This window comes from Pseudoalteromonas sp. SMS1, assembly GCF_021530565.1.
GTDB lineage: Bacteria > Pseudomonadota > Gammaproteobacteria > Enterobacterales > Alteromonadaceae > Pseudoalteromonas.
In genome coordinates this window covers 221,170-243,266 of sequence record NZ_JAKGBI010000001.1, presented here as the reverse complement: position 1 = coordinate 243,266, position 22,097 = coordinate 221,170, and the positions used below count along the sequence as shown (strand labels likewise).

General features: G+C 42.3%; 16 protein-coding genes. 9 read left to right on the top strand and 7 right to left on the bottom strand.

Annotation, left to right across the window (positions count from 1 at the left end):
* The first annotated feature begins 58 nt into the window (after positions 1-58).
* Positions 59-1,000, top strand: coding sequence for a ribonuclease Z (locus L1286_RS01015; RefSeq protein ID WP_235405035.1), 942 nt, complete (start codon positions 59-61; stop codon positions 998-1,000).
* Here the strand turns inward: L1286_RS01015 and L1286_RS01010 are convergent.
* The 6 genes from L1286_RS01010 to L1286_RS00985 form a co-directional block, all read right to left on the bottom strand.
* On the bottom strand, positions 986-2,284 hold the full coding sequence (locus L1286_RS01010) for a DUF2252 family protein (protein ID WP_235405034.1): 1,299 nt from the start codon (positions 2,282-2,284) through the stop codon (positions 986-988). The genes L1286_RS01015 and L1286_RS01010 overlap by 15 nt on opposite strands.
* Entirely contained in the window at positions 2,274-3,116 is an 843-nt protein-coding gene (locus tag L1286_RS01005; RefSeq protein WP_235405032.1) for a polyphosphate kinase 2 family protein, read from the bottom strand. The genes L1286_RS01010 and L1286_RS01005 overlap by 11 nt, the downstream gene beginning before the upstream one ends.
* Positions 3,113-3,883, bottom strand: a complete 771-nt coding sequence (locus tag L1286_RS24200) for a helix-turn-helix domain-containing protein (protein ID WP_235405031.1) — start codon at positions 3,881-3,883, stop codon at positions 3,113-3,115. The genes L1286_RS01005 and L1286_RS24200 overlap by 4 nt, the downstream gene beginning before the upstream one ends.
* A gap of 164 nt (positions 3,884-4,047) precedes the next feature.
* Positions 4,048-4,851, bottom strand: coding sequence for a DUF1338 domain-containing protein (locus tag L1286_RS00995; RefSeq protein WP_235405029.1), 804 nt, complete (start codon positions 4,849-4,851; stop codon positions 4,048-4,050).
* A gap of 70 nt (positions 4,852-4,921) precedes the next feature.
* The gene (gene astA, locus L1286_RS00990; protein WP_235405027.1) at positions 4,922-5,947 is read right to left on the bottom strand and encodes an arginine N-succinyltransferase; all 1,026 of its coding nucleotides are present in this window, start codon (positions 5,945-5,947) and stop codon (positions 4,922-4,924) included.
* A 38-nt stretch (positions 5,948-5,985) separates the two neighbouring features.
* Positions 5,986-7,191 (bottom strand): aspartate aminotransferase family protein, encoded by a 1,206-nt coding sequence (locus L1286_RS00985; protein WP_235405026.1) that lies wholly within the window; start codon positions 7,189-7,191, stop codon positions 5,986-5,988.
* 155 nt (positions 7,192-7,346) lie between these two features.
* Here L1286_RS00985 and L1286_RS00980 point away from each other — a divergent pair, with 155 nt between their 5' ends.
* Positions 7,347-7,775: an Lrp/AsnC family transcriptional regulator gene (locus tag L1286_RS00980; protein ID WP_235405215.1), complete on the top strand. Its 429-nt coding sequence runs from the start codon at positions 7,347-7,349 to the stop codon at positions 7,773-7,775.
* Positions 7,776-7,787: 12 nt separating this feature from the next.
* Here L1286_RS00980 and L1286_RS00975 read toward each other — a convergent pair whose 3' ends face one another.
* Positions 7,788-9,701: a putative bifunctional diguanylate cyclase/phosphodiesterase gene (locus L1286_RS00975; RefSeq protein WP_235405025.1), complete on the bottom strand. Its 1,914-nt coding sequence runs from the start codon at positions 9,699-9,701 to the stop codon at positions 7,788-7,790.
* 447 nt (positions 9,702-10,148) lie between these two features.
* On the opposite strand from L1286_RS00975, the gene L1286_RS00970 reads away from it, so the two are divergent.
* The 7 genes from L1286_RS00970 to L1286_RS00940 are packed head-to-tail and all read left to right on the top strand — an operon-like array spanning position 10,149 to position 22,080.
* Positions 10,149-10,451 (top strand): isoamylase early set domain-containing protein, encoded by a 303-nt coding sequence (locus L1286_RS00970; RefSeq protein WP_235405024.1) that lies wholly within the window; start codon positions 10,149-10,151, stop codon positions 10,449-10,451.
* 6 nt (positions 10,452-10,457) lie between these two features.
* On the top strand, positions 10,458-12,449 hold the full coding sequence (gene malQ, locus L1286_RS00965; protein WP_235405022.1) for a 4-alpha-glucanotransferase: 1,992 nt from the start codon (positions 10,458-10,460) through the stop codon (positions 12,447-12,449).
* Positions 12,446-14,683, top strand: coding sequence for a 1,4-alpha-glucan branching protein GlgB (gene glgB, locus L1286_RS00960; RefSeq protein WP_235405021.1), 2,238 nt, complete (start codon positions 12,446-12,448; stop codon positions 14,681-14,683). The genes malQ and glgB overlap by 4 nt, the downstream gene beginning before the upstream one ends.
* A gap of 1 nt (position 14,684) precedes the next feature.
* Positions 14,685-16,748 (top strand): glycogen debranching protein GlgX, encoded by a 2,064-nt coding sequence (glgX, locus tag L1286_RS00955; RefSeq protein WP_235405019.1) that lies wholly within the window; start codon positions 14,685-14,687, stop codon positions 16,746-16,748.
* Positions 16,729-19,212, top strand: a complete 2,484-nt coding sequence (locus L1286_RS00950) for a glycogen/starch/alpha-glucan phosphorylase (RefSeq protein WP_235405017.1) — start codon at positions 16,729-16,731, stop codon at positions 19,210-19,212. The genes glgX and L1286_RS00950 overlap by 20 nt, the downstream gene beginning before the upstream one ends.
* Positions 19,213-19,242: 30 nt before the next feature.
* The gene (gene glgC, locus L1286_RS00945) at positions 19,243-20,541 is read left to right on the top strand and encodes a glucose-1-phosphate adenylyltransferase (protein ID WP_235405016.1); all 1,299 of its coding nucleotides are present in this window, start codon (positions 19,243-19,245) and stop codon (positions 20,539-20,541) included.
* A 9-nt stretch (positions 20,542-20,550) separates the two neighbouring features.
* Positions 20,551-22,080, top strand: a complete 1,530-nt coding sequence (locus L1286_RS00940; protein ID WP_235405015.1) for a glycogen synthase — start codon at positions 20,551-20,553, stop codon at positions 22,078-22,080.
* Positions 22,081-22,097 lie beyond the last annotated feature (17 nt).

Below are 22,097 nucleotides of genomic sequence, written 5' to 3'. Positions count from 1 at the left end.
ACGTAAAGTTCATTTAAACTCACTGTGAGTTATTATATTAAAGTTGTCTAGTCTGTATATGCAATTAGAGTTTTTAGGAACTTCTTCAGGTAGTCCCACCACATATCGAAATATGTCCGCGACCGCTGTCAGGTTTGAAAAGAGTAAACAATGGCTATTGGTTGATTGTGGAGAAGGCACTCAACATCAAATATTAAAATCCAAGCTCACTTTATATCAACTTAGTGTGATCTGTATTAGCCATGTTCATGGAGACCATTGCTACGGTCTTCCTGGTCTGATTGCATCAATGGCAATGTCTGGCAGGCAAGCACCTGTTTACATGATTGCGCCAAAAAAAGTGATAGAGTATTTGCACGCAACGTTTGCGTTGACAGACGTATCCTTGCCTTTTGATTTAAAAACAACATCAATCGAAGAGATACACGGGCGACTAGAATTTGATTTTTGCTCGGTGGAAGTGATGTCTTTAAAGCATCGTGTACCAAGCTATGGATTCAAAGTGACAGAGAAGCTTATTCCCAATAAGCTACGCATAGCAGCACTCAAGGCTGATGGGATCCCAGCTGGCCCGCATTTCAATCAATTGCAAAAGGGGTTAGATGTAAAATTTAATGGTCAAACTCTGTGCTCGCAACAGTATGCGTTTCCTAGTTGGAAACCTCGTGCAGTCATTGTGTGTGGTGACAATGAAAAGCCAAGCTTATTAAAACCATATATTTGTGACGTTAATCTGTTAGTGCACGAAGCAACATTTACACACAGTGATTTAATGAAAGTAGGCAAGCATACAGGACATAGTGACGCTAAGAGAGTGGCGCAATTTGCTCAGTCTGTGCAAATTGCTTGTCTCGTGTTGACACATTTTAGCGTTCGGTATCATGGACCAGGTCTTCTAGACAAGCTAAAAGAAGAGGCCCAAACCAACTTCGAAGGGGAACTCATTTTGGCAAACGATGGTGATATTATTGATGTACCAAAGGTGCTACTTTCTGAGTGACTTAAATAATTGCCAGTCGGCGTTAACTTGGTCTGTATATTTTGCGGCTTGCTCAATGAGCGAATCAAATAAAGTTGGCAATTTGTCAATACACGCCTGTTGAAATGACATTGATCTTCTATCCCCCCGCATATGTGCATAAGCGAGGACTTGAGCACAACTTTGGGCATATTGTTGGAAACCCTGTTTTTGTGCTGCGCGTTTGCCCAGCACAATATGCTCGGGGTCAATGCCGACACGGGCATGATGTCGCGACCTCACCAGCCAATGGATGCCTTGCCAAAGCGCATCATCAATGATGAGATCAGGGCGTCGCTGCATTTTCCTTTGGCAATTTACGGTCAGGTGCGCTTGGTTCAATCGATTCATCGGACTTAGATCTGAGAAGTAGTGCAAAGGTGCTGCAAGGTTTTGTTGTTTGACTTCTACGATATGGTAAAGCTCTGCTGGGCTATGATCTCTAGGGCCAACGAGTAAGTAATATCGCTTTAGATTATTGCTACCTGTTCCTGCGTCAAGGCGCTCGACACAGTCAATGATTTCATCATCAACATATGGTCTAAATTGTTCGATCAAATTGGTTTTTATATCGCTATGAATGGGCTCGAATTTTTGAGGATCTGCTTTAAAGCGTAAAGGCCAGGTGGTTAAGTCTACACTTTTTGCAAGGCTACTCTTCAGATTAAACGCTGAACCTCCGACTAAGCGCTGTAACCCTTTTTGCCAGCGTTTATGTAAAATATGATCTTGGTCGAATTGAGTGATGGCACTTTGACTGTTGTTTTCACCTCGTAATGAAGCTTCACAAGTGAGCACATAGTGAGTAAGAAAGCGCTTTTGTGCCTCCGGTATATCACTGGCGTAAACAAGCGGTTTTTGACGTATGGTGAGATCCTCTGAACGCGCTTGCAGCAATTGACCGGCCTGTTGCGCCAAGTGTAAGCTGACAAGAAAGCGAAACATATCCCAAACAGCATGCCCAACGCACGCATCGTCAAAATCATTAGGTGTAAATACCAATGTTTCTCCATGGGATCCTTCTTCACTTAAAAAGCCAAAGTTACTGGCATGACAGTCACCCATAATCGTCGTAACTGGAATTTCATAAGCGTCCTCAGGTAACACAATTTCACCATCGAATATATCTTGATACATTAATGGCGCCGAGCCGCGGAAAAAGTGAAAAGGGCTGGACGCCATTTTCTCGTGCTTTGCAAGTGTACTTGAAGGCTCGCAGCCATCATGACGTTTAAAATACTTACTCAATACCTTTTCACGGCTCATACTTACATCCTCTTTGCTTTATTCCCAATTGCTGCTCTGCCAATGCAACAATTGTCGGGTCAACAGGGGGTGGGGTTACCACCATATTTTTACTTAGTGTCGAAGTGAGATATTTGAGTACTTCGACACGGGCATACCATTTGTGATCTGCCAAAACTATATGCCATGGTGCTTTCGTCGTACTTGTTTTGGACAGCATCTCGTTAATAGCAACTTCATATTCCGCGCGTTTGTTTCTGTTTCTAATATCTTCTTGGGTTAGTTTCCAGTGTTTATATGGGTTATTCAGTCGCTCTGAAAATCGCTTAAGTTGCTCATCGCTACTGATATGTAAAAACAGTTTTATGACTTTAATGTTATCGTCGAGCAAAAGTTGTTCAAATTCGTTAATTTCTCTATACGCACGTTGCCAAGCTGTATTGTTGGCAAACCCTTCGACTCGTTCTACCAATACTCTGCCATAGTAGGAGCGATCAAAAATAGTGAAGGTGCCTGGTTTAGGGAGTTTATTGAAAAACCGAAATAGGTAATGTCGACCTTGCTCATCAGCGCTAGGCGCACCGATGGGGAAAACTTGATAGCCCCGCGGGTCGAGTTTTTCGGTAATACGGCGTATTGCGCCGCCTTTGCCAGCAGCATCCCACCCCTCAAAGACAATCACTGCACGTTGCCCTTGATGGTAATAGGCTTGTTGAACATGAAGTAACTCATTTTGCCAATACTTTAACGCTTGTTTATAGGCCTTTTTCGTATCAATAGCTGGATAGTCCTGCTTGTCTTGAATTGTGATCGATGTCGTCCTATTTAGCTTTTTTTCTTGCGGTTTAGTCAAATTGGTAACCTCATGCGATATTGTTTTGGCGTGATCTTCATCACTTTTTTAAACTGACGTATAAAATGAGATTGGTCGGTGTACTCCAAATCATAAGCAATTTCAGTGAGCGATTTGTTTGGGTTGTGTTTAATCGCGTTTCTTGACTTCGATACCTCCATCAGGGTCGCATATTCCTTGGCACCTATGCCCATTACGTCCATAAATGCCCTCTCGACACATCGACTATTCACGCCCATTGTGTCATACAGCTGAGAAAGCTTTTTTGACCTCGCTTTAGATTCGATTTGTTTTAAGACTAAACTATAAGCGGTGGGTAGTTGATAGCTGAATCGTTTCAAGTGTGCCTCTAGCCAGGCGCTCAGTGTATTAATACACTCTCTTGGGGTTGCGAGTGGCTGTGATATTTTCATGGTGAGCTTTGTTGTACTCACCAACTCATTCAATTCAATACATTGGTTTTTTGCATATTTTAATGGCATGGTCGTAAAGTGTTTTGCGCCTAAGGGGGTCAGCCTCACGCCAAACATCGTATGTTGATTGGTTTTGAAGTGCCACAGGTGTGAAGTCGTTTGTGGGCCAAGCAAAAACGCACCCGAGTATATCGACACGTCATTGATTTGAGATTCTCCTGCAGTCACCCACAATATAGAAATACAGCCATCACTATGTATTGCTTGTGGCACATCAGGCGTGGCGCCATGGGCGTACCAAAAGTTAATGACGTAAGGCGCCAGAGAGACTGGGGGAGGGATCGCTGTGTACACTGGCTTCTCCATTATCCTTGATAAAATTCAGTGAGTGTGACGTTACATTATCTTTGTTAAATCAATTTACAGGCTGTAAATATGGAGAGCAAGAAAAAAGCAGCCAGAAGCTGCTTTGTGTGTTTAAGTTAGTTTTACTTCAATTAGTATTAACGCAGAATAGTTTATCTAGCGTTAGTACTTTCGAAGATTTTATCTGCAGATGCAGCTACAAAGCCGGTATACAGCTCGCCATCCGGCTTGTTGTAACGCAAGGCAAATTCGTAGAAGCAGCTTGGGATTTCAAACTCACCATCAGAGAACATAACAGGGTGGTGGTCTGCAAGTGTTGAAGACTGCTCGAGCAACACTTCCGCTGAGCCTTTCACTTCACCGCCAGAAGTATTCAATGCAAAGCCTGCATCCTTCAGTGCTTGATTAACTGCTTCAATCGTTTCGAAGTTTGCTAAGTAGTTGATGCTTACTGTAAAGTGGTTTGCGCGGTAACCCCATGCAGACATCCATGCAGCGTATTCGCTTTCTGCTAACAGCTGTTTGTAATCTTCGTTGCTGACTTGCCAGTGCGTACCTGAATATAAAAAGTTTTCAGCAGTAACAGCACTTTCATCAATGCTATCAATCATTTTTGTTACGATTGCTTGTAGCGATTCAGAACACTTCTCAAGCAATAGCTCTGAAATGAATACTTTCGGCTTGCTTGGATCACTATGCTCATAGTGTTTTGCATACAATTTTTTAGCTTCGAAATGATATTCACCACATTCAGTGTATCCAACCGCTTTAAAATGTGCCGCTAGCTTCTCCAGTCCCACTTTATCATGATTAAAAGTACGTAATGCGATGTGATCGTTGATGACATCATCTTGCTGTGTTGAACCTAATAATTCATGAACTTTTACTGCAGAAGGCGTTACTTCTAAGTAATTGCTCCATAAATTATCGAATAAGCTATCTACATTGTTGTGCATAATGACAATTCCTTAAAATAGCGGCTTGGCCGCGAGTTAATATTACGACAAAGCACGACGTATTTGATTGTTATAAAACGAACCCACTTATTTTGTCGCCTGCACTTAATTTAAGCGCTTGTGCAGTTTCACTGTTAACCGTAAATGTTTGTGATATTTCATCCCACAGGACTTCGGTTGTAAAAGTGGCTCTAAATTGTGCTAGTTGACCATTGGATAGTGCCCATGTCTCTGTCGAGTTTGCCACTTGGTCATCTATGATTAAGTTCCCAGATTTTGTTTCTCTTACCGTACGAATATTTTCCAAACGGGCTTCAACTGTTGGGCCTGCATCAAAAAGATCTACATATCCTCTATGCTCGAAACCTTCTTTTTGTAGCAGCCTAAGTGCTGGTTTGGTTTTTTCGTGCACGTGGCCGATCACTGCTTGGGCTTCTGGACTAAGAAGGTTGGCATAAATCGGGTACTTGGGCATCAGCTCAGAAATAAACACTTTGTCTCCCAATCCAACTAAATGATCAGCTTGTGGAAACTCAATACTAAAAAAGTGTTCTTGAAGCCACTGCCAAAAAGGGCTATGGCCATGTTCATCGCTGACACCACGCATTTCAGCAATGACTTTATCGCTAAATCTATTGCTGTGTTGCGCCATAAATAAAAAGCGAACACGTGATAGAAATCTACCTGCTAGACCACGGCGAAATTGCTCTCGCAAGAACAATGTGCAGATCTCAGAACTGCCCGTATAGTCATTACAAATGGATAGGATCTCTACCGTATTATATACGTTTAGTGTGCTCGAATGATGAACCGTTTTACCCTGATGGTAATGGTACAAAGGCACTTGCATGCCAACAGCTGCCTCTATCGCTGTTGTGCCCAGTATTTCTCCAGTTCGAGTGTCTTCTAGAACAAATAAGTACCCTTCATTCACAGGCGCATTGAGATGTTTTTCAAAACTCTCCTGTGAGCGATGAATCTTACTTGTTAACTGTTCATCATCAACAGGTAGAGAAGTGAAGCCATGCCCTGACTCTACCGCGATGGTTTTTAACGCAGCGAAGTCTTCACTGCTAATTGGTCTAAGTACTTGCATAAGAGTATCTGAAAGGGCGGAGGCCCGCCCTGTAATGATTAAGCGTTTACAACATCAGCGACAGCAAGCTCAAAACGAGCTAAGCCAGCTTTTATTTCCTCTTCAGTGATAACCAAAGAAGGTGTAAAACGCACTACATTAGTGCCTGCAACCAAAGTCATTAGGCCGTGTTTTGCACTTGCGACTAAAAAGTCACGCGCTTTACCTTCGTAATCACCTTTTAGCACGCCACCAAGTAGTAAGCCTTTTCCTCGTACTTCACTAAATACATTATACTTTTCATTTATAGCGTCTAGTCCATCACGGAACATTTGTTCTTTTTCTTTAACACCATTTAAAACTTCAGGTGTATTTACAGTATCAAATGCGGCTTCGGCTACTGCACAAGCAAGTGCGTTACCGCCATACGTAGAACCGTGTGTACCAATCTTAAGGTGTTTGGCAATCTCTGTTGTAGTGATCATGGCACCAATTGGGAAACCACCACCTAGTGCTTTTGCGGTTGTTAAGATATCAGGTGTTACATTAAGACCCTGATATGCATATAAATCACCAGTACGGCCAACGCCTGTTTGAACTTCATCAAAAATAAGCAGTGCATTGTGCTTATCACACAACTCTCTTACACCTTGAACAAATTCAATTTCGGGAGAAATAATGCCGCCTTCACCCTGCAGTGGTTCCATCATAACGGCGCACGTTTTGTCAGAGATAACTTTGGCGAATGCTTCTAGATCGTTGTAGTCGATGTGTATAATGTCTTGTGGTTTAGGACCAAAGCCATCAGAATATGCCGCTTGACCACCAACGGTTACAGTGAAAAATGTACGGCCATGGAATCCTTTGTTGAACGCAATAATTTGTGTTTTGTCTTCATTGAAATTATCGATTGCAAAACGACGCGCTAACTTCAATGCGGCTTCGTTAGCCTCAGCACCTGAATTAGCAAAGTAGACTTTATCAGCAAAGGTTGCATCAGTTAGTTTTTTAGCTAAACGCAACGCAGGCTCATTTGTCATTACGTTAGATAGGTGCCAGATCTTTTCGCCTTGCTCTTTAAGTGCATTCACTAGTGCAGGGTGACTATGGCCAAGGCAGTTAACAGCTATACCGCCTGCGAAGTCGATATATTCGTCGCCTTTTTGATCCCAAACACGTGCTCCTTTACCTTTAACAGGGATTACTGCAGAAGGGTTGTAGTTTGGCACCATAACTTCATCAAATAGTTCGCGATTCACTTGCATGACTTCGTCCTCATATTACTTCAACTTACAATTACACGTTTCAATTTGTGTATGTTCTTATTAGGCCATTATTGCGTGAAGTGATGAAAATTTGCAGTGTAATTTTGTATAAAATGAGTATAATTATCGTCAAATTGACGATTGAATTGATCAATATGATAAGTAAGCAAGATGAAAGGTTGATTTCTGTACTGCGTAGCAACGCGCGAGCGAGTATTTCTGAGTTAGCAAGAACACTGGATATGTCGCGTACAACAGTCCAGTCAAGGTTACAAAAACTTGAGCAAAGTGGTGTGATACAGGGCTATAAAATTGACTTTGGTCAAGACTATTTAGGGAGTCTCGTATCGGCACACGTATCCATCAAGGTGAAGCAGAAGCTAACGGCAAAAACTAACAATGCATTAAAACAGCTTGACCATATTTCGGCTTTGTACGCAATAAGCGGAGAATACGACATGATTGCAATTGTTGAGGCACAAAGTTTGGAGCAATTGAGTAAACTGCTAGACGAAATCGGTAATCTCGATGGTGTGGAAAGAACCAATTCAGCGGTTATTTTAGAGACAAAGTTTCAGCGCTAATAAGCGCTGAAACTAATTCGCTTTAGGCAACCAGACACTGGTTCCTGTAGATGCAATGTGATTGACGTTGCCCTTGAGCACTTTATCTCCCACATTTCTAGACGTTTCTGGGCGGCTAACGAGATAACCTTGAACGCAACATATTCCCATGTCTTTAACCAATTCAAATTGATCAAGCTGTTCAACACCTTCAGCCACAATTTTTAGCCCAAGTTGTGCCCCAAGTTCACTAATTGAATTTAAAATTTTATAGTATTTAGGGTTGTCCTTCGCTTGAGAGATAAACAACTTGTCAATTTTAATTACATCGATCGGCAAATCTGCAAGCGTACTTAGAGAGCTGAATCCTGTCCCGAAGTCGTCAATCGCGATGGTAACTCCTGCGCTTCTGCATCGCTCTAATTGTGCAATGATTTCATCGCTGGCTGTGATGAGTGTTGATTCGGTTATTTCAATCATCAGTGAGGTCGGTGGTAACCCAGACTTATCTAGTGCATTCAAGACCCAATCATAAATAGGGCGGTGTTTCAATTGGATACCCGATACGTTTACTGAGATTTTCACTTTTTTCATTCCGGCATTATGCCACGCTGACATTTGTCTGCATGACTCGAGTAATATCCAATCTCCAAGCTCTAAGATAAGATTTGACTCTTCTGCAATGGGAATGAACTCCGAGGGGGGGATAAGTCCCTCAATAGGGTGATGCCAACGAGTAAGCGCTTCAAAATAATCAATCGAGCAATCTTCAACATGAACGATGGGTTGAAAAGACAGCTGAAAGTTTTGTGAGGCGATTGCCAAACGCAACTCTTCCAATAAGTAATGGTAACGACGGATTTTATTCCCCATTTCTGGTGAATAGACCCTAAAGATCCCTCTGCCGTCTGTTTTAGCCCTATACATGGCTACATCTGACATTTGCAACAGTGCATTTGGTGTTGACGCACTGTCAGGAAATACGGCAATCCCAATACTTGCACTGATCTTTACAAGTTTATTGCCAAGTACAAAGTCACGCTCTACTTCACTCAGTATGGTTTGAGCGACTTCTGTACAAAAACTAGTATCTCTCAAGTTTGGAATGAATATGGAAAATTCGTCGCCACCAAGACGTGACAAATTCTGGTCTAAACCATGTACAGGGTGGGCGTCATTTAATTGGAACTGCCTAACAACTTGCTCAAGCCGCCCTGAGACTTGTATTAGAATTTCATCGCCAAAGCTATGACCAAATGAATCATTGACTTGTTTAAAGCCGTCTAAGTCGATAAAAAGCAAGCCACATTTGGTTTTGCTTTTGTCAGCTTCCGTCAGCTGTTCACTGATGTGTTCAATATACGCGTGTCTGTCTATGAGCTTGGTCAACTTATCTTGATAGACATGGCTATCAGACTGCACTTTTATTCGTTGCAAGTTATCACTTAAAGCCTGAACAGCATGACAAATTTGCGCCATTGGACCACCAGAATGTAACTCTTTATGTTGGATGTCCAAACCATTTAACAAGGTCGTTAGGTCTTTGTTTATGGCGAGTAAAGCTTCGAGTTGCGCGGATTCATGGGACTGGCTTTTTAGTCGTGAAAAAATGAATAGCGCAATAAGCAAACAAAGCATGAGTAACGCAGGAGAAGACCACACTAACGTAAACACTTCGCTGGTGGTTGCTAATATGTAGCTGGCATTTTCTTTGCCTACGACAACGTAATATTGTGTATCGAGTTCGACAAAGTCTTGGTCATATAAAACAAACTGAAACCATGGAGATGAAGTGTCTACGTCGGTAAAGTTTGCGACTTGCGTATCTAGTGTCAAAAGACCTGACTGTGCATTCAAAACATGCTTTGCAAACGTCAAGTTTGCAGCAATCCCAATCACGATGATACTGACTAAGCCATAAGCTAAATTTTTAAATACATTTTGCATGATTGAGACAATCCAAAATTAACCGATAACCGGATCCTTCTTACCTCTGTAGTATACATCAAATTAGTCACAGAGATTACAACCTTTTACACGCTTTTGCTATCAAGTGCAATTTTCAAAATAAATTCAACTTTGATTAAACAAAATATTTTAAAATTCACTGAGTAAGATCAATTATCAAATTAATTCACTTTACATGATAATAATTCTTATCTACTTTTTTATGTCATTGGCTTGATACTTGCTGTATCCAGTTAGGTATCAAGTTGACTATCCAAAAATGTACTTTTCTGGTGCAAATTCAAGTTGTATTGCACTGTTGTGAGGCGTACAAGTTTATTTGATGAACTAAATTATTCTCACAAAATGTGTACGTATAAGATTTTAATTATACGACATCCTTTTGTGGCAAGGAACACCAACCAGGTTAGGTTTTTGGAGCCCAAGATGTTAACAAAACGTTTTTTTAAAACTAAAAACGAAGCTGAAATCACGTTTGAATTTTCCCACCCAGAAGCAAATAAAGTCGAACTTGTTGCCGAGTTCAACGATTGGCAGCCTATCTCTATGAAGTTTAGCAAAAAAGACAAACGTTTTAGAGTAAAACACCGACTCCCAACCGAGCAGAAATATCACTTTCGTTATCTTATTGACGGCAAAGAGTGGGATAACGACCATAACGCCGATGGTTACGCTGCCAATGGGTTTGGTAGTGAAAATAGTATAGTCGATACGCAAAGATTGGCTTAGCCGCCAATGGAAGGATTACAGCAACTGTATTACCTATATGGTATCGGATATGATTTTACCAAATACAATGGCGAGTATGTCGTATTCGACGAAACAACAAGAAATGCGGCTTTAAACTGCTGTGGAATTGATACCAGCGATCAAGCGCATGTTTATGAGACTAACTTTTCATTAGACGTTGCGCCATGGATGCGAATGCTTGAGGAAGTTACTTTAGCAAGCTCCGCCTTAGGTGTATTCGAATTAAAGGTACCCGAGTCTCATCGTTGTGAAGTGGTAAACATTGCCATTGCAAAGTGTCAGCTTGCCTTGGAGGTAGATCTAGCTAGTTGTCCTGAAGTGGGTAACTACCAGCATAATAACGAACGTTACGTTGCATTAGAAATATCAATTGGTGAATTACCCGTTGGGTATTTTGATATGCGAGTAAGTTGTAGTTTAGGAACGTTCAAGACTGAGTTATGGTCTGTGCCCAATAGATGCTACAACCCGTATTCTGAACAGCGCGAAAACAAATCTATCGGACTTTCTTTACAGTTATATACGCTTAAAAGTGATCGAAATTATGGGATTGGTGATTTTGGCGACTTGAAAGAGCTAGTTAGCAAATCAGCCAGTGTGGGTGTTGATTTTATATTACTAAACCCACTACATATGCTGTTTTCTGAGCAGCCTGAAAAAGCGAGCCCATACAGCCCTTCTCACCGATGTCTGATCAATCCTCTTTATATTGCGCTAGACGATGTTCAAAATATTGTTGGTAACGCATGTTGGTCGCGATTTTTGGCGACGTCAGACTTGAGTAAGAATAGAATTTTTGACGGGCAGTATGTTGATTACTCAAAAGTCAGCGAGACTAAATACCGTCTTTACGAGCAGCTTTATGATGCCTGGGTGATTGAATCGGACTCATGCAGCCGTTATCAAGCATTTTTAACGACGCAAACAATAGCACACGAAAACTTACCATTAAGTTCATTCGAATGGTTTTTACAATGGATTTGCGCAACGCAGTTGGAGCGCAACCAAGTGCTCGCTAAGCAGCTTGGTATGCAAATTGGGCTGGTGAATGACCTAGCCGTGGGTTGTACAAAAGAAGGGTTAGAGTATCAAACTTACCGAGATTGTTTTACCAATGACGCTAATGTAGGCGCTCCGCCAGATCCTTGGGCTGAAAATGGGCAAAATTGGGGACTTCCTGCGCCAAACCCACAAAAACTCAAATCAGGTAAATATCACTATTTTAAGTCCCTTGTTCGGGCCAATATGCATTCAGTAGGGGCGTTGAGGATTGATCACGTTATGGCGCTGCGCAGGCTTTGGTGGTGCTTTACTGAAGGTGAGCAAGCGTTAGGTTGTTACGTTTATTACCCATTTGAACACCTACTAGCTATTTTAAAAATAGAGTCTCATTTAAATGAGACGATCGTAATTGGAGAGGATCTAGGTGTAGTACCACCAGAGGTAACTACTGCACTAGAAGAGTCAGCCATTTTCGGTAATACACTCTTTTATTTTGAAAAAAATAACGATGGTTCATTTAAGCACAGCGATGCATTTAGAGTGAATGCACTGACGATGGTGGCAAACCACGATGTGCCACCTTTTTATGGCTGGTGGAATGGAAAGGATATTGATGTGAAACTTTCATACAACATTATTGACCAAGCACAGCGCCAGCAGCAACGAAGTGAAAGAGACACTGAGAAAAGTCGTTTATTAGACTGGTTAAGCATGCATAACGATCACTGCTACAGTTTGGACAGCCCCAGTGACGCCATATATTGCGCGGTGATGAAGGTGATAGCTGGTTGTCCAAGTCAATTGATTGCTGTTCAGCTTGATGACTTGGACATGCAACAGATACCTGTAAATATACCTGGCACTGATACTGAGTATCCCAATTGGCGTCGAAAGTTAAATCATGAGTTAGCTGATATTTTTAGAATGCAGCAAGATTTTATCAAGCAGCTTAGTGAGATCAGGAAGGAACAATGAATTCTGTAAATAAAAAGCTTGTGAATATTGAAGATTATTCAGTACAGGTCAACGCGTTGTCATCAGGGTGTTTTAGTGACCCATTTAGTTTTTTAGGCCCTCATGAAGTGTTATTAGAGACACATAAAGGCCTTGTATTAAGGGTATTTATACCTAGTGCTATCACCATTTATGTATTGGTCGATGGTAATGAAACGCAAATGGCTAGGTATCTTGATTCGAGTTTATTCATTGCGCAGTTTGATGAATCTTTTAATACCCAAAACTACCGCTTAAAGGTATGTTTTGACCGTTCAACAGTTATCTTTGACGACGTATATCGTTTTGCAAGTGCCCTTGACGAACAAGCGATGTATTATTTCAATGAGGGAACTTTAGAGCACGGATACAAACATTTTGGTGCGCGCTTTATAGAGCACCAGAGTGTTCAAGGGGTTCAGTTTAGTGTTTGGGCACCGAATGCCAAAAGTGTATCAGTGATAGGGGATTTTAATTTCTGGCAAGCCAACCAACACTTCATGCGGTTGCACCCGGCCAGTGGCGTATGGGACTTATTTGTGCCAGGGTTAACGCCAGATCAGTGCTACAAATTCGCAATAACGACACTGGATGGCAGTGTCGTGGAAAAATCAGATCCATTCGCACAAAAAATGCAGCAAGCTCCAGGTACCGCAAGTGTATTACAGAGTAATACAGCGAAGATTGACATGACCTCTGAGCAAGTTGATGCACGTCGTAAAAGAAATAGTATCGACGCTCCAATCTCTATCTACGAAGTACATTTAGGGTCTTGGAAAAGGCGGCAAGAAGAAGGTAACCGATATTTAACCTATCGAGAGCTTGCAGACGACTTGGTTGATTACGTCAAAGACCTTGGTTTCTCTCATATCCAACTGATGCCAATCAGTGAGTACCCCTTTGACGGCTCATGGGGTTATCAGCCAGTTGGATTATATTCCCCCACGAGTCGATTTGGCTCTGTTGAAGACTTTAAATATTTTAGCCAGAAATGCGATGACCGAGGAATTGGTTTGCTCTTAGATTGGGTGCCTGGTCACTTTCCAACTGATCCGCATGGGCTACATAAGTTTGACGGCACTCATCTTTATGAGCATGCAGACAAACGTCAAGGGTTCCACCCAGATTGGAACACCTGTGTGTTTAATTACGACCGGCCAGAAATAAAAAGTTATTTACTCTCCAACGCCAACTACTGGTTAAGTGAATTTAAATTGGATGGTCTAAGAGTCGATGCGGTTGCATCTATGCTTTATCTGGATTATTCGAGAAACGAAGGAGAGTGGGTTGCTAATCAATATGGTGGCAGGGAAAATTTAGGCGCTATTGATTGCCTACAATTTAGCAATGCGGTTTGCTACAAGAATAACCCGCACATTATGATGGTTGCAGAAGAGTCCACTGCTTGGCCTGGAGTCACACAAAGCGTAGAACATGGGGGGCTTGGCTTTGGGTTCAAATGGAATATGGGGTGGATGAATGACAGCCTTGGGTTTATGCAACGAGATCCTATCCACAGAAAATTTCATCACCATGAAATGACCTTCTCAATGGCGTATGCATTCTCTGAGAACTACATCTTGCCTCTTAGTCATGATGAAGTTGTTCATGGAAAAGGCGCTTTGCTCAGTAAAATGCCCGGGGATGATTGGCAACAGTTTGCTAATTTAAGGGCATACTATGGCTTTATGTTTGCACACCCGGGGAAAAAACTACTCTTTATGGGCAGCGAGTTGGCGCCAAGAACTGAATGGGATCACAATCAGGGTTTAGATTGGTCATTGTTAGAAAGTGAAGCTCATTACGGTATCTATCACACCGTTAAAACCTTAAACAAGCTTTATCAGCACATGCCTGCGTTTTACGAGGTTGATTCGTCACCTGCAGGATTTCGCTGGATTGACTGTAACAACAGTGACCAATCAATATTGAGCTTTGTGCGTTTTGGTAAACACCATTCGGAATTGACCGTTGTTGTGAGCCATTTTACGCCGCAAGTTTTTCACCACTTTAAATTAGGCGTACCAAAAGCAGGCGTTTATCAAGTGGTATTTAATTCTGATGATAAGAACTTGTACGGTAGTGGGGTGAAAGTGGTTGCGCACAGACAACAATTAGTGGAGTCCAAATCAGTATCCAGTCACGGTTTTGAACAAAGTATCGAAATAACAGTACCACCTTTGTCTACTGTGTATTTGAAGTATATTTCGGCATAGCATGTTGAATACTCAGCTTGGATGTACCCACCCATTAGGTAGCACTGTTTTGGAAAACGGTGTTAACTTTGCTGTGTACGCGCCAAACGCGACGCAAGTTTCTTTGTGCTTGTTTGAGACACATGCCTACATTGAACTTGCCCGTTTGCATATGCATAAACGTGAAGGGGGTCTATGGACTCTATTTGTAGAGTCACTCGAAGAAGGCGCGTTGTACGGTTACAGAGCGGATGGGCCATACGAATCAAAAGAAGGTTTTCTTTTTAACAAAAACAAGCTTTTGCTCGATCCTTATTGTAAAGATTTTTATGGCGACTTTACTTGGAGTGAGCGTCACTATTGCCATTTACCAGTGGGAGAATTTAACTCTCACGATAATGCGATTGATATGCCAAAAAGTCGGGTGTGCTCTCCTAGCCCATATAATGGTAAGAAACCCAACATACCTTGGTGCAAGACTTTTATTTATGAGTGTCATGTCAAAGGCGCCACGCAAATGCTTGGTTCTGTGAAGCAACAAAAGCAAGGCACTTTTTTAGGAATTTGTGATAGCAGTTTTATTGAACACCTCAAAAGTATTGGGGTGACTGCCATTGAGTTATTACCCGTTCATGCGTTTATCAGTGAACAATTTTTGACGACAAAAGGCCTTCAGAATTATTGGGGTTACAACACCTTAAGCTTTTTCGTGCCACACAAAGCTTACAGCGCAACTGGCAATATCATTGAATTTCAAGAAATGGTTTCCACGCTACATAAACACAACATCGAAGTTATTATTGATGTGGTATACAACCATACCGCAGAAAGTGGTATCGATGGTCCAATGCTGTCTATGAAGGGTTTACACAATCATGGTTATTATCGCATGTTGCACAGTCCCGAATCGGTTTATATTAATGACACAGGGTGCGGAAATACAATTAATATTGATGACCCAATTACGTTAAGACTCATTCTAGACAGCTTACGTTACTGGGTCGAATATATGGGTGTTGACGGTTTCCGGTTTGACCTTGCGACCATTCTTGGTCGCACCCATGAAGGCTTTCACGGTCAACATGCTTTTTTTCAAGCAATCGCACAAGACCCTGTATTGTCTCAAGTAAAGCTAATTGCAGAGCCATGGGATGTAGGGCCAGGTGGGTATCAGCTTGGGGCTTTCCCTCCGCCTTGGCGGGAATGGAATGATAAATATCGTGACATAGTTAGAAGGTTTTGGCGTGGGGATAGCGGCACGTTGCCAGAATTGGCGAAGCGAATACACGGTTCAAATGATTTATTTGAACATAATTTACGAGGCCCGTTGAATTCCATAAACTTTTTAACCAGTCATGATGGGTTTAGCCTTGCTGATTGGGTGAGTTACGGGGATAAGCACAATGAAGCCAATGGAGAGCAGAATCGTGATGGACACAGTGAAAACTACTCGTTTAATTGCGGCGTAGAGGGCGAAACAACGGATCTAGAAATCGTCAGCAAACGAAATAAACTGCAAATCAGTGCCTTGATTACTTTGTTTATGTCCAAAGGTGTCCCAATGATTTGTGCTGGCACAGAACTAAACCACACTCAGAAAGGTAATAACAACGCGTATTGTCAGGACAATGAGAGTAGTTGGCTAAATTGGGTGGGGTTACGAGAATCACAGATACTTAAAGCACCAATTACATCGCTGATTAAAATTCGCAATAAATTAAGTGTGTTTCAACATCCTTTTTTTGTTCATGCGGATGATGAACGGTTTGCAGTGCTCTGGTACAACAGAGCCGGGCAAATTATGAGTGAGTCCGATTGGCACGATGAACTAAACAAAACCCTAGTATACATTTTGGCGGACAATGTTGAGTGTAGTGCGGTATTAGTTGTTCTGCATGCTGACACCTCTGACGCTGAAATCCAGTTACCAGAACCTCCGTTTTCAACTAGCTGGGAAGCTGTACTTTCTTCAAAAACAGATTTTGAAGTAGGCCAGATCCCAAACTCTTTTTGCCTAACAGGGCAAAGTGCTTATGTACTCTTGTCCAATCATGAGGAAACCGCGAATGGCTCAGAAAAAGTCTAATGTGTGTGTCGTTAAACACTGGCAGGATGCGCCCAAGCTCAATGAGAGCGATTTAGCAGATGACTTAAATCGACACTTTTACTACACACTTGGACGCGACAAAGTCGGGGAATCAAAACACTACCTATTTCAAGCTTTAGCACTGACTATACGGGATCGATTAGTCGCCCGATGTCGAGCAACTAAGCAGCATCTTGATCAGCAAAAAACAAAAAAAGCGGCCTATCTGTCACTGGAATTTTTAATGGGAAGGGCGCTAGGTAATGCAATTTTAAATCTTGATCTAGAAGAGCAAATAAAGTCAGCGCTCAGTGAATACGGTACAAATTTAGAAGAACTTGAGTCTGCTGAGCACGACGCAGGGTTAGGTAATGGTGGTTTGGGGCGGTTGGCGGCGTGCTTTCTTGATAGCTGTGCTTCTCTGGCGCTTCCAGTGATTGGTTATGGTATTCGTTATGAATATGGCATGTTTAATCAATCTATCGAGCATGGTTCTCAGATTGAACACCCAGATAAGTGGCTTAGAGAAGGGCACCCATGGGAATTGAGTGCACCAGAGCAGGCCAAAGTTGTTAAATTTTTTGGTAATGTGGAAACGCACACAGATAAACAAGGGCGAGTCCATCATTACTGGGTGAATACTCAGGATGTACTGGCAGTTCCTTTTGATGTGCCCATCCCTGGTTACAGAAATGGCGTAGTTAACACGCTAAGACTTTGGAAGTCTGAAGCGACAGATGAATTTAATCTGAAAGAGTTTAATGAGGGAAGTTATTCAGAAGCGGTTGCGAAGAAGAACCTTGCAGAACAGATCACGATGGTATTGTATCCAAACGATACCAGCGAAAATGGCAAGGAACTGCGGCTTCGTCAACAGTACTTCCTCTCCAGTGCCAGTTTACAAGATATCCTGCAGCAATGGACTGATCAGCATGGCACTGATTTTAGCGACTTTTCGGAGTATCACGTATTTCAATTAAATGATACCCACCCCAGTGTTGCGGTGGCTGAGCTAATGCGTTTGTTGTTGGATGAATACGAACTTGAGTGGGATACGGCTTGGCAGATCACAACGACGACGATGGCTTATACCAATCATACGCTATTGCCTGAAGCCCTTGAAAAATGGTCTGTGTCGCTATTCAGTCGTTTACTTCCTCGAGTCATTGAAATCATTTACGAAATTAATGCGCGATTTTTGGCGGAAGTGGCATTGAAGTGGCCTGGTGATGTCGCAAAACAAAGGGAGCTATCCTTGATCGAAGAGGGGCCAGAACCACAAATCAGGATGGCTTATTTAGCTATTGTAGGCAGTTTCTCCGTCAATGGTGTTGCTGCTTTACATACCGAGTTACTTAAATCTGGTTTGTTTAATAGTTTTTATAATTTATGGCCGAACAAATTTAATAATAAAACCAATGGTGTTACACCAAGACGGTGGCTGGCACATTGTAACCCCGATTTGGCTCAACTAATTACGGATAAAATCGGTGATGGTTGGCAAGCAGATTTCGCTGAGATACAAGGGATCAGGCGCTTCTATGATAAACCGTCGTTCCACAAAGAATGGCAGCAAGTAAAAATAAACAATAAACAAAAGCTTGCTCAGTTGGTCGAAAGCCGCTGCAACGTGCATTTTGATACAGATATGATGTTTGATGTTCAGGTAAAGCGCATTCATGAGTATAAACGCCAATTACTGAATATACTGCATGTGATTGCTTTATATGATCAAATTCGTCGTGGTGAAGTTGAAAACATGGTGCCTAGGTGTGTTTTATTTGGTGGTAAAGCTGCACCTGGTTATTACATGGCAAAACTCATTATTAAGCTGATAAATAATGTCGCAAACGTGGTGAACAAAGACAACGCGGCTAAACCCTATTTACGCGTTGCATTTTTACCTAACTACAATGTCACTGCAATGGAAACAATTTGTGCAGCGACAGATCTTTCTCAGCAGGTGTCTACCGCAGGCAAAGAAGCCAGTGGTACGGGTAATATGAAGTTTATGATGAATGGCGCAATAACCATTGGCACACTCGATGGTGCGAACATTGAAATTCGTGAACAAGTCGGAGATGACAACTTCTTCTTGTTTGGGGTCACCGCTGAGCAGGCGAATCAGGTAAGACAAAACTATAATCCAAGTGCGATCATTGAGTCCTTCGAGCCGCTGAAAAATACGATTAAGTTACTAGCAAGCGGTCATTTTAATTTATTTGAACCCAACATTTTTGATGACATTATTGCGTCGATCCAAAGCCCTCATGATCCATGGCTAGTTGCGCAAGATTTCGAAAGTTATTTTGATGCGCAGCAACGCGCCGCGCAGAGCTACACAAACAAAACATTGTGGAATCGCATGAGTATTTTAAATACAGCAGCTAGTGGCATGTTTTCTAGTGATCGAACGATTTCACAATACAGTGAAGATATTTGGCGATTGAAACCCATGCAGTAACCGCCTTGAACATAAATATGGAGATAAGAAATGCCGAGTTATGCAAACCGTTATATCAGTAACCTGACAAGAGACACGTATGCATTGATCCTTGCAGGTGGGCGTGGCAGTCGGTTGCACGAATTAACCGACTGGCGAGCTAAGCCAGCGGTCTACTTTGGTGGTAAGCACAGAATCATCGATTTCCCATTATCAAATTGCATAAACTCGGGCATTCGACGAGTGGGTATTGCAACGCAATACAAATCACATTCGTTGATACGTCACGTGAACCGAGCATGGGGTCATTTCAAGAAAGAGCTCGGTGAATCTGTTGAAATTCTACCAGCATCACAACGTTATGGAGATGAGTGGTATTGCGGTACAGCGGATGCTGTTTTTCAGAATATGGACATTATTCGTCATGAGTTGCCGAAATATGTCATGATTCTATCAGGGGATCATGTTTATAGAATGGATTATGGTGCGCTTATTGCGAAACACGTCGAGACTGGCGCAGATATGACTGTGTGCTGTATAGAAGTAGAGTGTGAAGAAGCTGCAAATACATTTGGCGTGATGACGGTTGATCAAGACAAGCGTGTTCGCAGGTTTGATGAAAAACCAGCACAGCCATCATCCATACCTGGCAAACCAGGTATATGCTTGGCTTCCATGGGTAACTACGTATTCAATACAGAGTTTTTGTTTGAACAACTGAAAAGAGATGCTCAGCGCGAGGGATCTGGCAGAGATTTTGGGCATGACATTATTCCATCGATTATTGAAGAGCATAATGTTTTTGCATTTCCGTTTAGAGATCCCAGTCACCCGGGACAACCATATTGGCGAGATGTTGGTACCATTGATTCTTTTTGGGAAGCGAATATGGAACTGGTCTCTGTAGAGCCTCAATTGGATCTATACGATCCTTCATGGCCTATATGGACATATCAAGAGCAATTACCACCAGCTAAGTTTATTTTTGATGACGAAAATCGACGTGGTATGGCGGTAGATTCTACAGTTTCTGGCGGGTGCATTATCTCTGGTGCCGTTGTGAGAAAATCGCTGTTGTTCTCGAATGTGCATGTGCATTCATACTGTGAAATTGAGGGCGCTGTCGTGTTGCCAGGGGTTAAAATCAATCGCCATTGTAGAATTAAAAATGCAATAATCGACCGCAGTTGTGAAATACCTACAGGAATGAGAATTGGTTATGACCCTGAGGAAGACCGCAGTAATGGCTTTAGAGTGTCAAATAAAGGTATTGTTTTGGTGACTCGGGATATGCTTGCTGCGTTGCAACAAAGCCAAAAGCCAAAAGAGTCCAGTTTAGAAAGTGCCTAGGGTTAGTATATGCATGTAGTTATGGTGGCAGCCGAAAATGACAGGCTGCCGAATTGCAAAGTCGGTGGTGTCGCGGATGTGATCCGTGACATCCCATACGCTTTGACAGAAAAAAATATTAAGACATCGGTTATCGTGCCAGATTATGGCCAACGTCAAATGCAACGCCAATTTGTTGCAGACATTGCGGTTCCGTTTAAACAACATCTTGAGACGGCTGTATTGTGGCGTGTAGACGAACAGCATGGGGTAACCCAATATGTTATTTCACACTCTTTGTTCTCAGAGCACGGTGGCGCAGTATATTGCAACGATGATGGGCGTCCGTTTTACACCGATGCGAACAAGTTTGCATTTTTTAGTGCCGCGGTTTGTGAAGTAATAGAGCATGAATTAATTTCAGACGTTGATGTCCTGCATTTACACGATTGGCATGCTGCGTGTGTTGCTGTATTGAGACGTTTTAGCCCACGCTTCGAGAGGATTAAACACTTAAAAACCGTCTTCACGGTCCACAATCTGGCGTTGCAGGGCATTAGGCCCTTCAATGGAGATGAATCGAGTTTAGAGGCTTGGTACCCGACGCTGAGCTATGATGGGCAGCAAATCTGCGACCATCATTATCCACATTGTTTTAACCCAATGAGGGCTGCGATAAATTTAGCAGACAAGGTACATCTAGTGTCTCCTAACTATTGCAACGAAGTACAACAAGGCAGTGACCATCAAGCTGGATTTTTTGGCGGTGAGGGCCTTGAGCACGATATGCTATTGGCCGCAAAATCAGGGAAACTGGTTGGTATCCTAAATGGGTGTAATTACGACTATCAAATACCAGAGTCCAGTTGGAGCTCATTACTTGAAAGCGCCGAGTCAAACTTGTTCATATGGATGGCAAAGCACAACGAATTACAAAGTTCGCACTATATTGCCCATCAAAAAGTAAATAAATGGGCGAGTTCACCATGTCAGGGGCCAATCGTTACCAGTGTTGGCCGACTCACAGACCAAAAAGCGTTGTTGCTGAAGCAGCCATATAATGATGTGATGGTATTAGATGCGCTGGCCAATAAACTGGCAACCGTAGACGGGAGATTGGTTATTCTTGGTTCAGGCGATGCAGGGTTAGAATATCTATTTTCTCAGGTAATGGCGCGAAATGAGAATGTACTTTACCTGAAAGGTTATGGTGAAGGGATCGGCGACATATTGTATCAAATAGGTGATCTGTTTTTAATGCCTAGCTCCTTTGAACCATGCGGTATTAGCCAAATGCTTGCGATGAGAGCTGGTCAGCCTTGCCTGGTCAATGATGTCGGTGGGTTGGCCGATACGGTTGAAGACAATGTAACAGGGTTCGTGTTTTCAGGAGACAACATATCCGAACAATCGCAAGGTTTAGTGGCGCGATTTGGGCAGTGTATTGACATGTTTAATGGCGATTCAGAACGTTATCATAAAATTTGTGAAAATGCGGCAGAAAAAAGGTTCACTTGGGAACAAAGCGCTATACTGTACAGGGAAAAGTTATATGAGTAGTTAGGGCTAGCTCAACC

Coding starts and splice junctions, on each gene's coding strand:
- L1286_RS01015 (WP_235405035.1), top strand. CDS start 59: ATGCAATTAGAGTTTTTAGGAACTTCTTCAGGTAGTCCCACCACATAT.
- L1286_RS01010 (WP_235405034.1), bottom strand. CDS start 2,284: ATGAGCCGTGAAAAGGTATTGAGTAAGTATTTTAAACGTCATGATGGC.
- L1286_RS00995 (WP_235405029.1), bottom strand. CDS start 4,851: ATGCACAACAATGTAGATAGCTTATTCGATAATTTATGGAGCAATTAC.
- astA (WP_235405027.1), bottom strand. CDS start 5,947: ATGCAAGTACTTAGACCAATTAGCAGTGAAGACTTCGCTGCGTTAAAA.
- L1286_RS00985 (WP_235405026.1), bottom strand. CDS start 7,191: ATGCAAGTGAATCGCGAACTATTTGATGAAGTTATGGTGCCAAACTAC.
- L1286_RS00980 (WP_235405215.1), top strand. CDS start 7,347: ATGATAAGTAAGCAAGATGAAAGGTTGATTTCTGTACTGCGTAGCAAC.
- L1286_RS00975 (WP_235405025.1), bottom strand. CDS start 9,701: ATGCAAAATGTATTTAAAAATTTAGCTTATGGCTTAGTCAGTATCATC.
- L1286_RS00970 (WP_235405024.1), top strand. CDS start 10,149: ATGTTAACAAAACGTTTTTTTAAAACTAAAAACGAAGCTGAAATCACG.
- malQ (WP_235405022.1), top strand. CDS start 10,458: ATGGAAGGATTACAGCAACTGTATTACCTATATGGTATCGGATATGAT.
- glgB (WP_235405021.1), top strand. CDS start 12,446: ATGAATTCTGTAAATAAAAAGCTTGTGAATATTGAAGATTATTCAGTA.
- glgX (WP_235405019.1), top strand. CDS start 14,685: ATGTTGAATACTCAGCTTGGATGTACCCACCCATTAGGTAGCACTGTT.
- L1286_RS00950 (WP_235405017.1), top strand. CDS start 16,729: ATGGCTCAGAAAAAGTCTAATGTGTGTGTCGTTAAACACTGGCAGGAT.
- glgC (WP_235405016.1), top strand. CDS start 19,243: ATGCCGAGTTATGCAAACCGTTATATCAGTAACCTGACAAGAGACACG.
- L1286_RS00940 (WP_235405015.1), top strand. CDS start 20,551: ATGCATGTAGTTATGGTGGCAGCCGAAAATGACAGGCTGCCGAATTGC.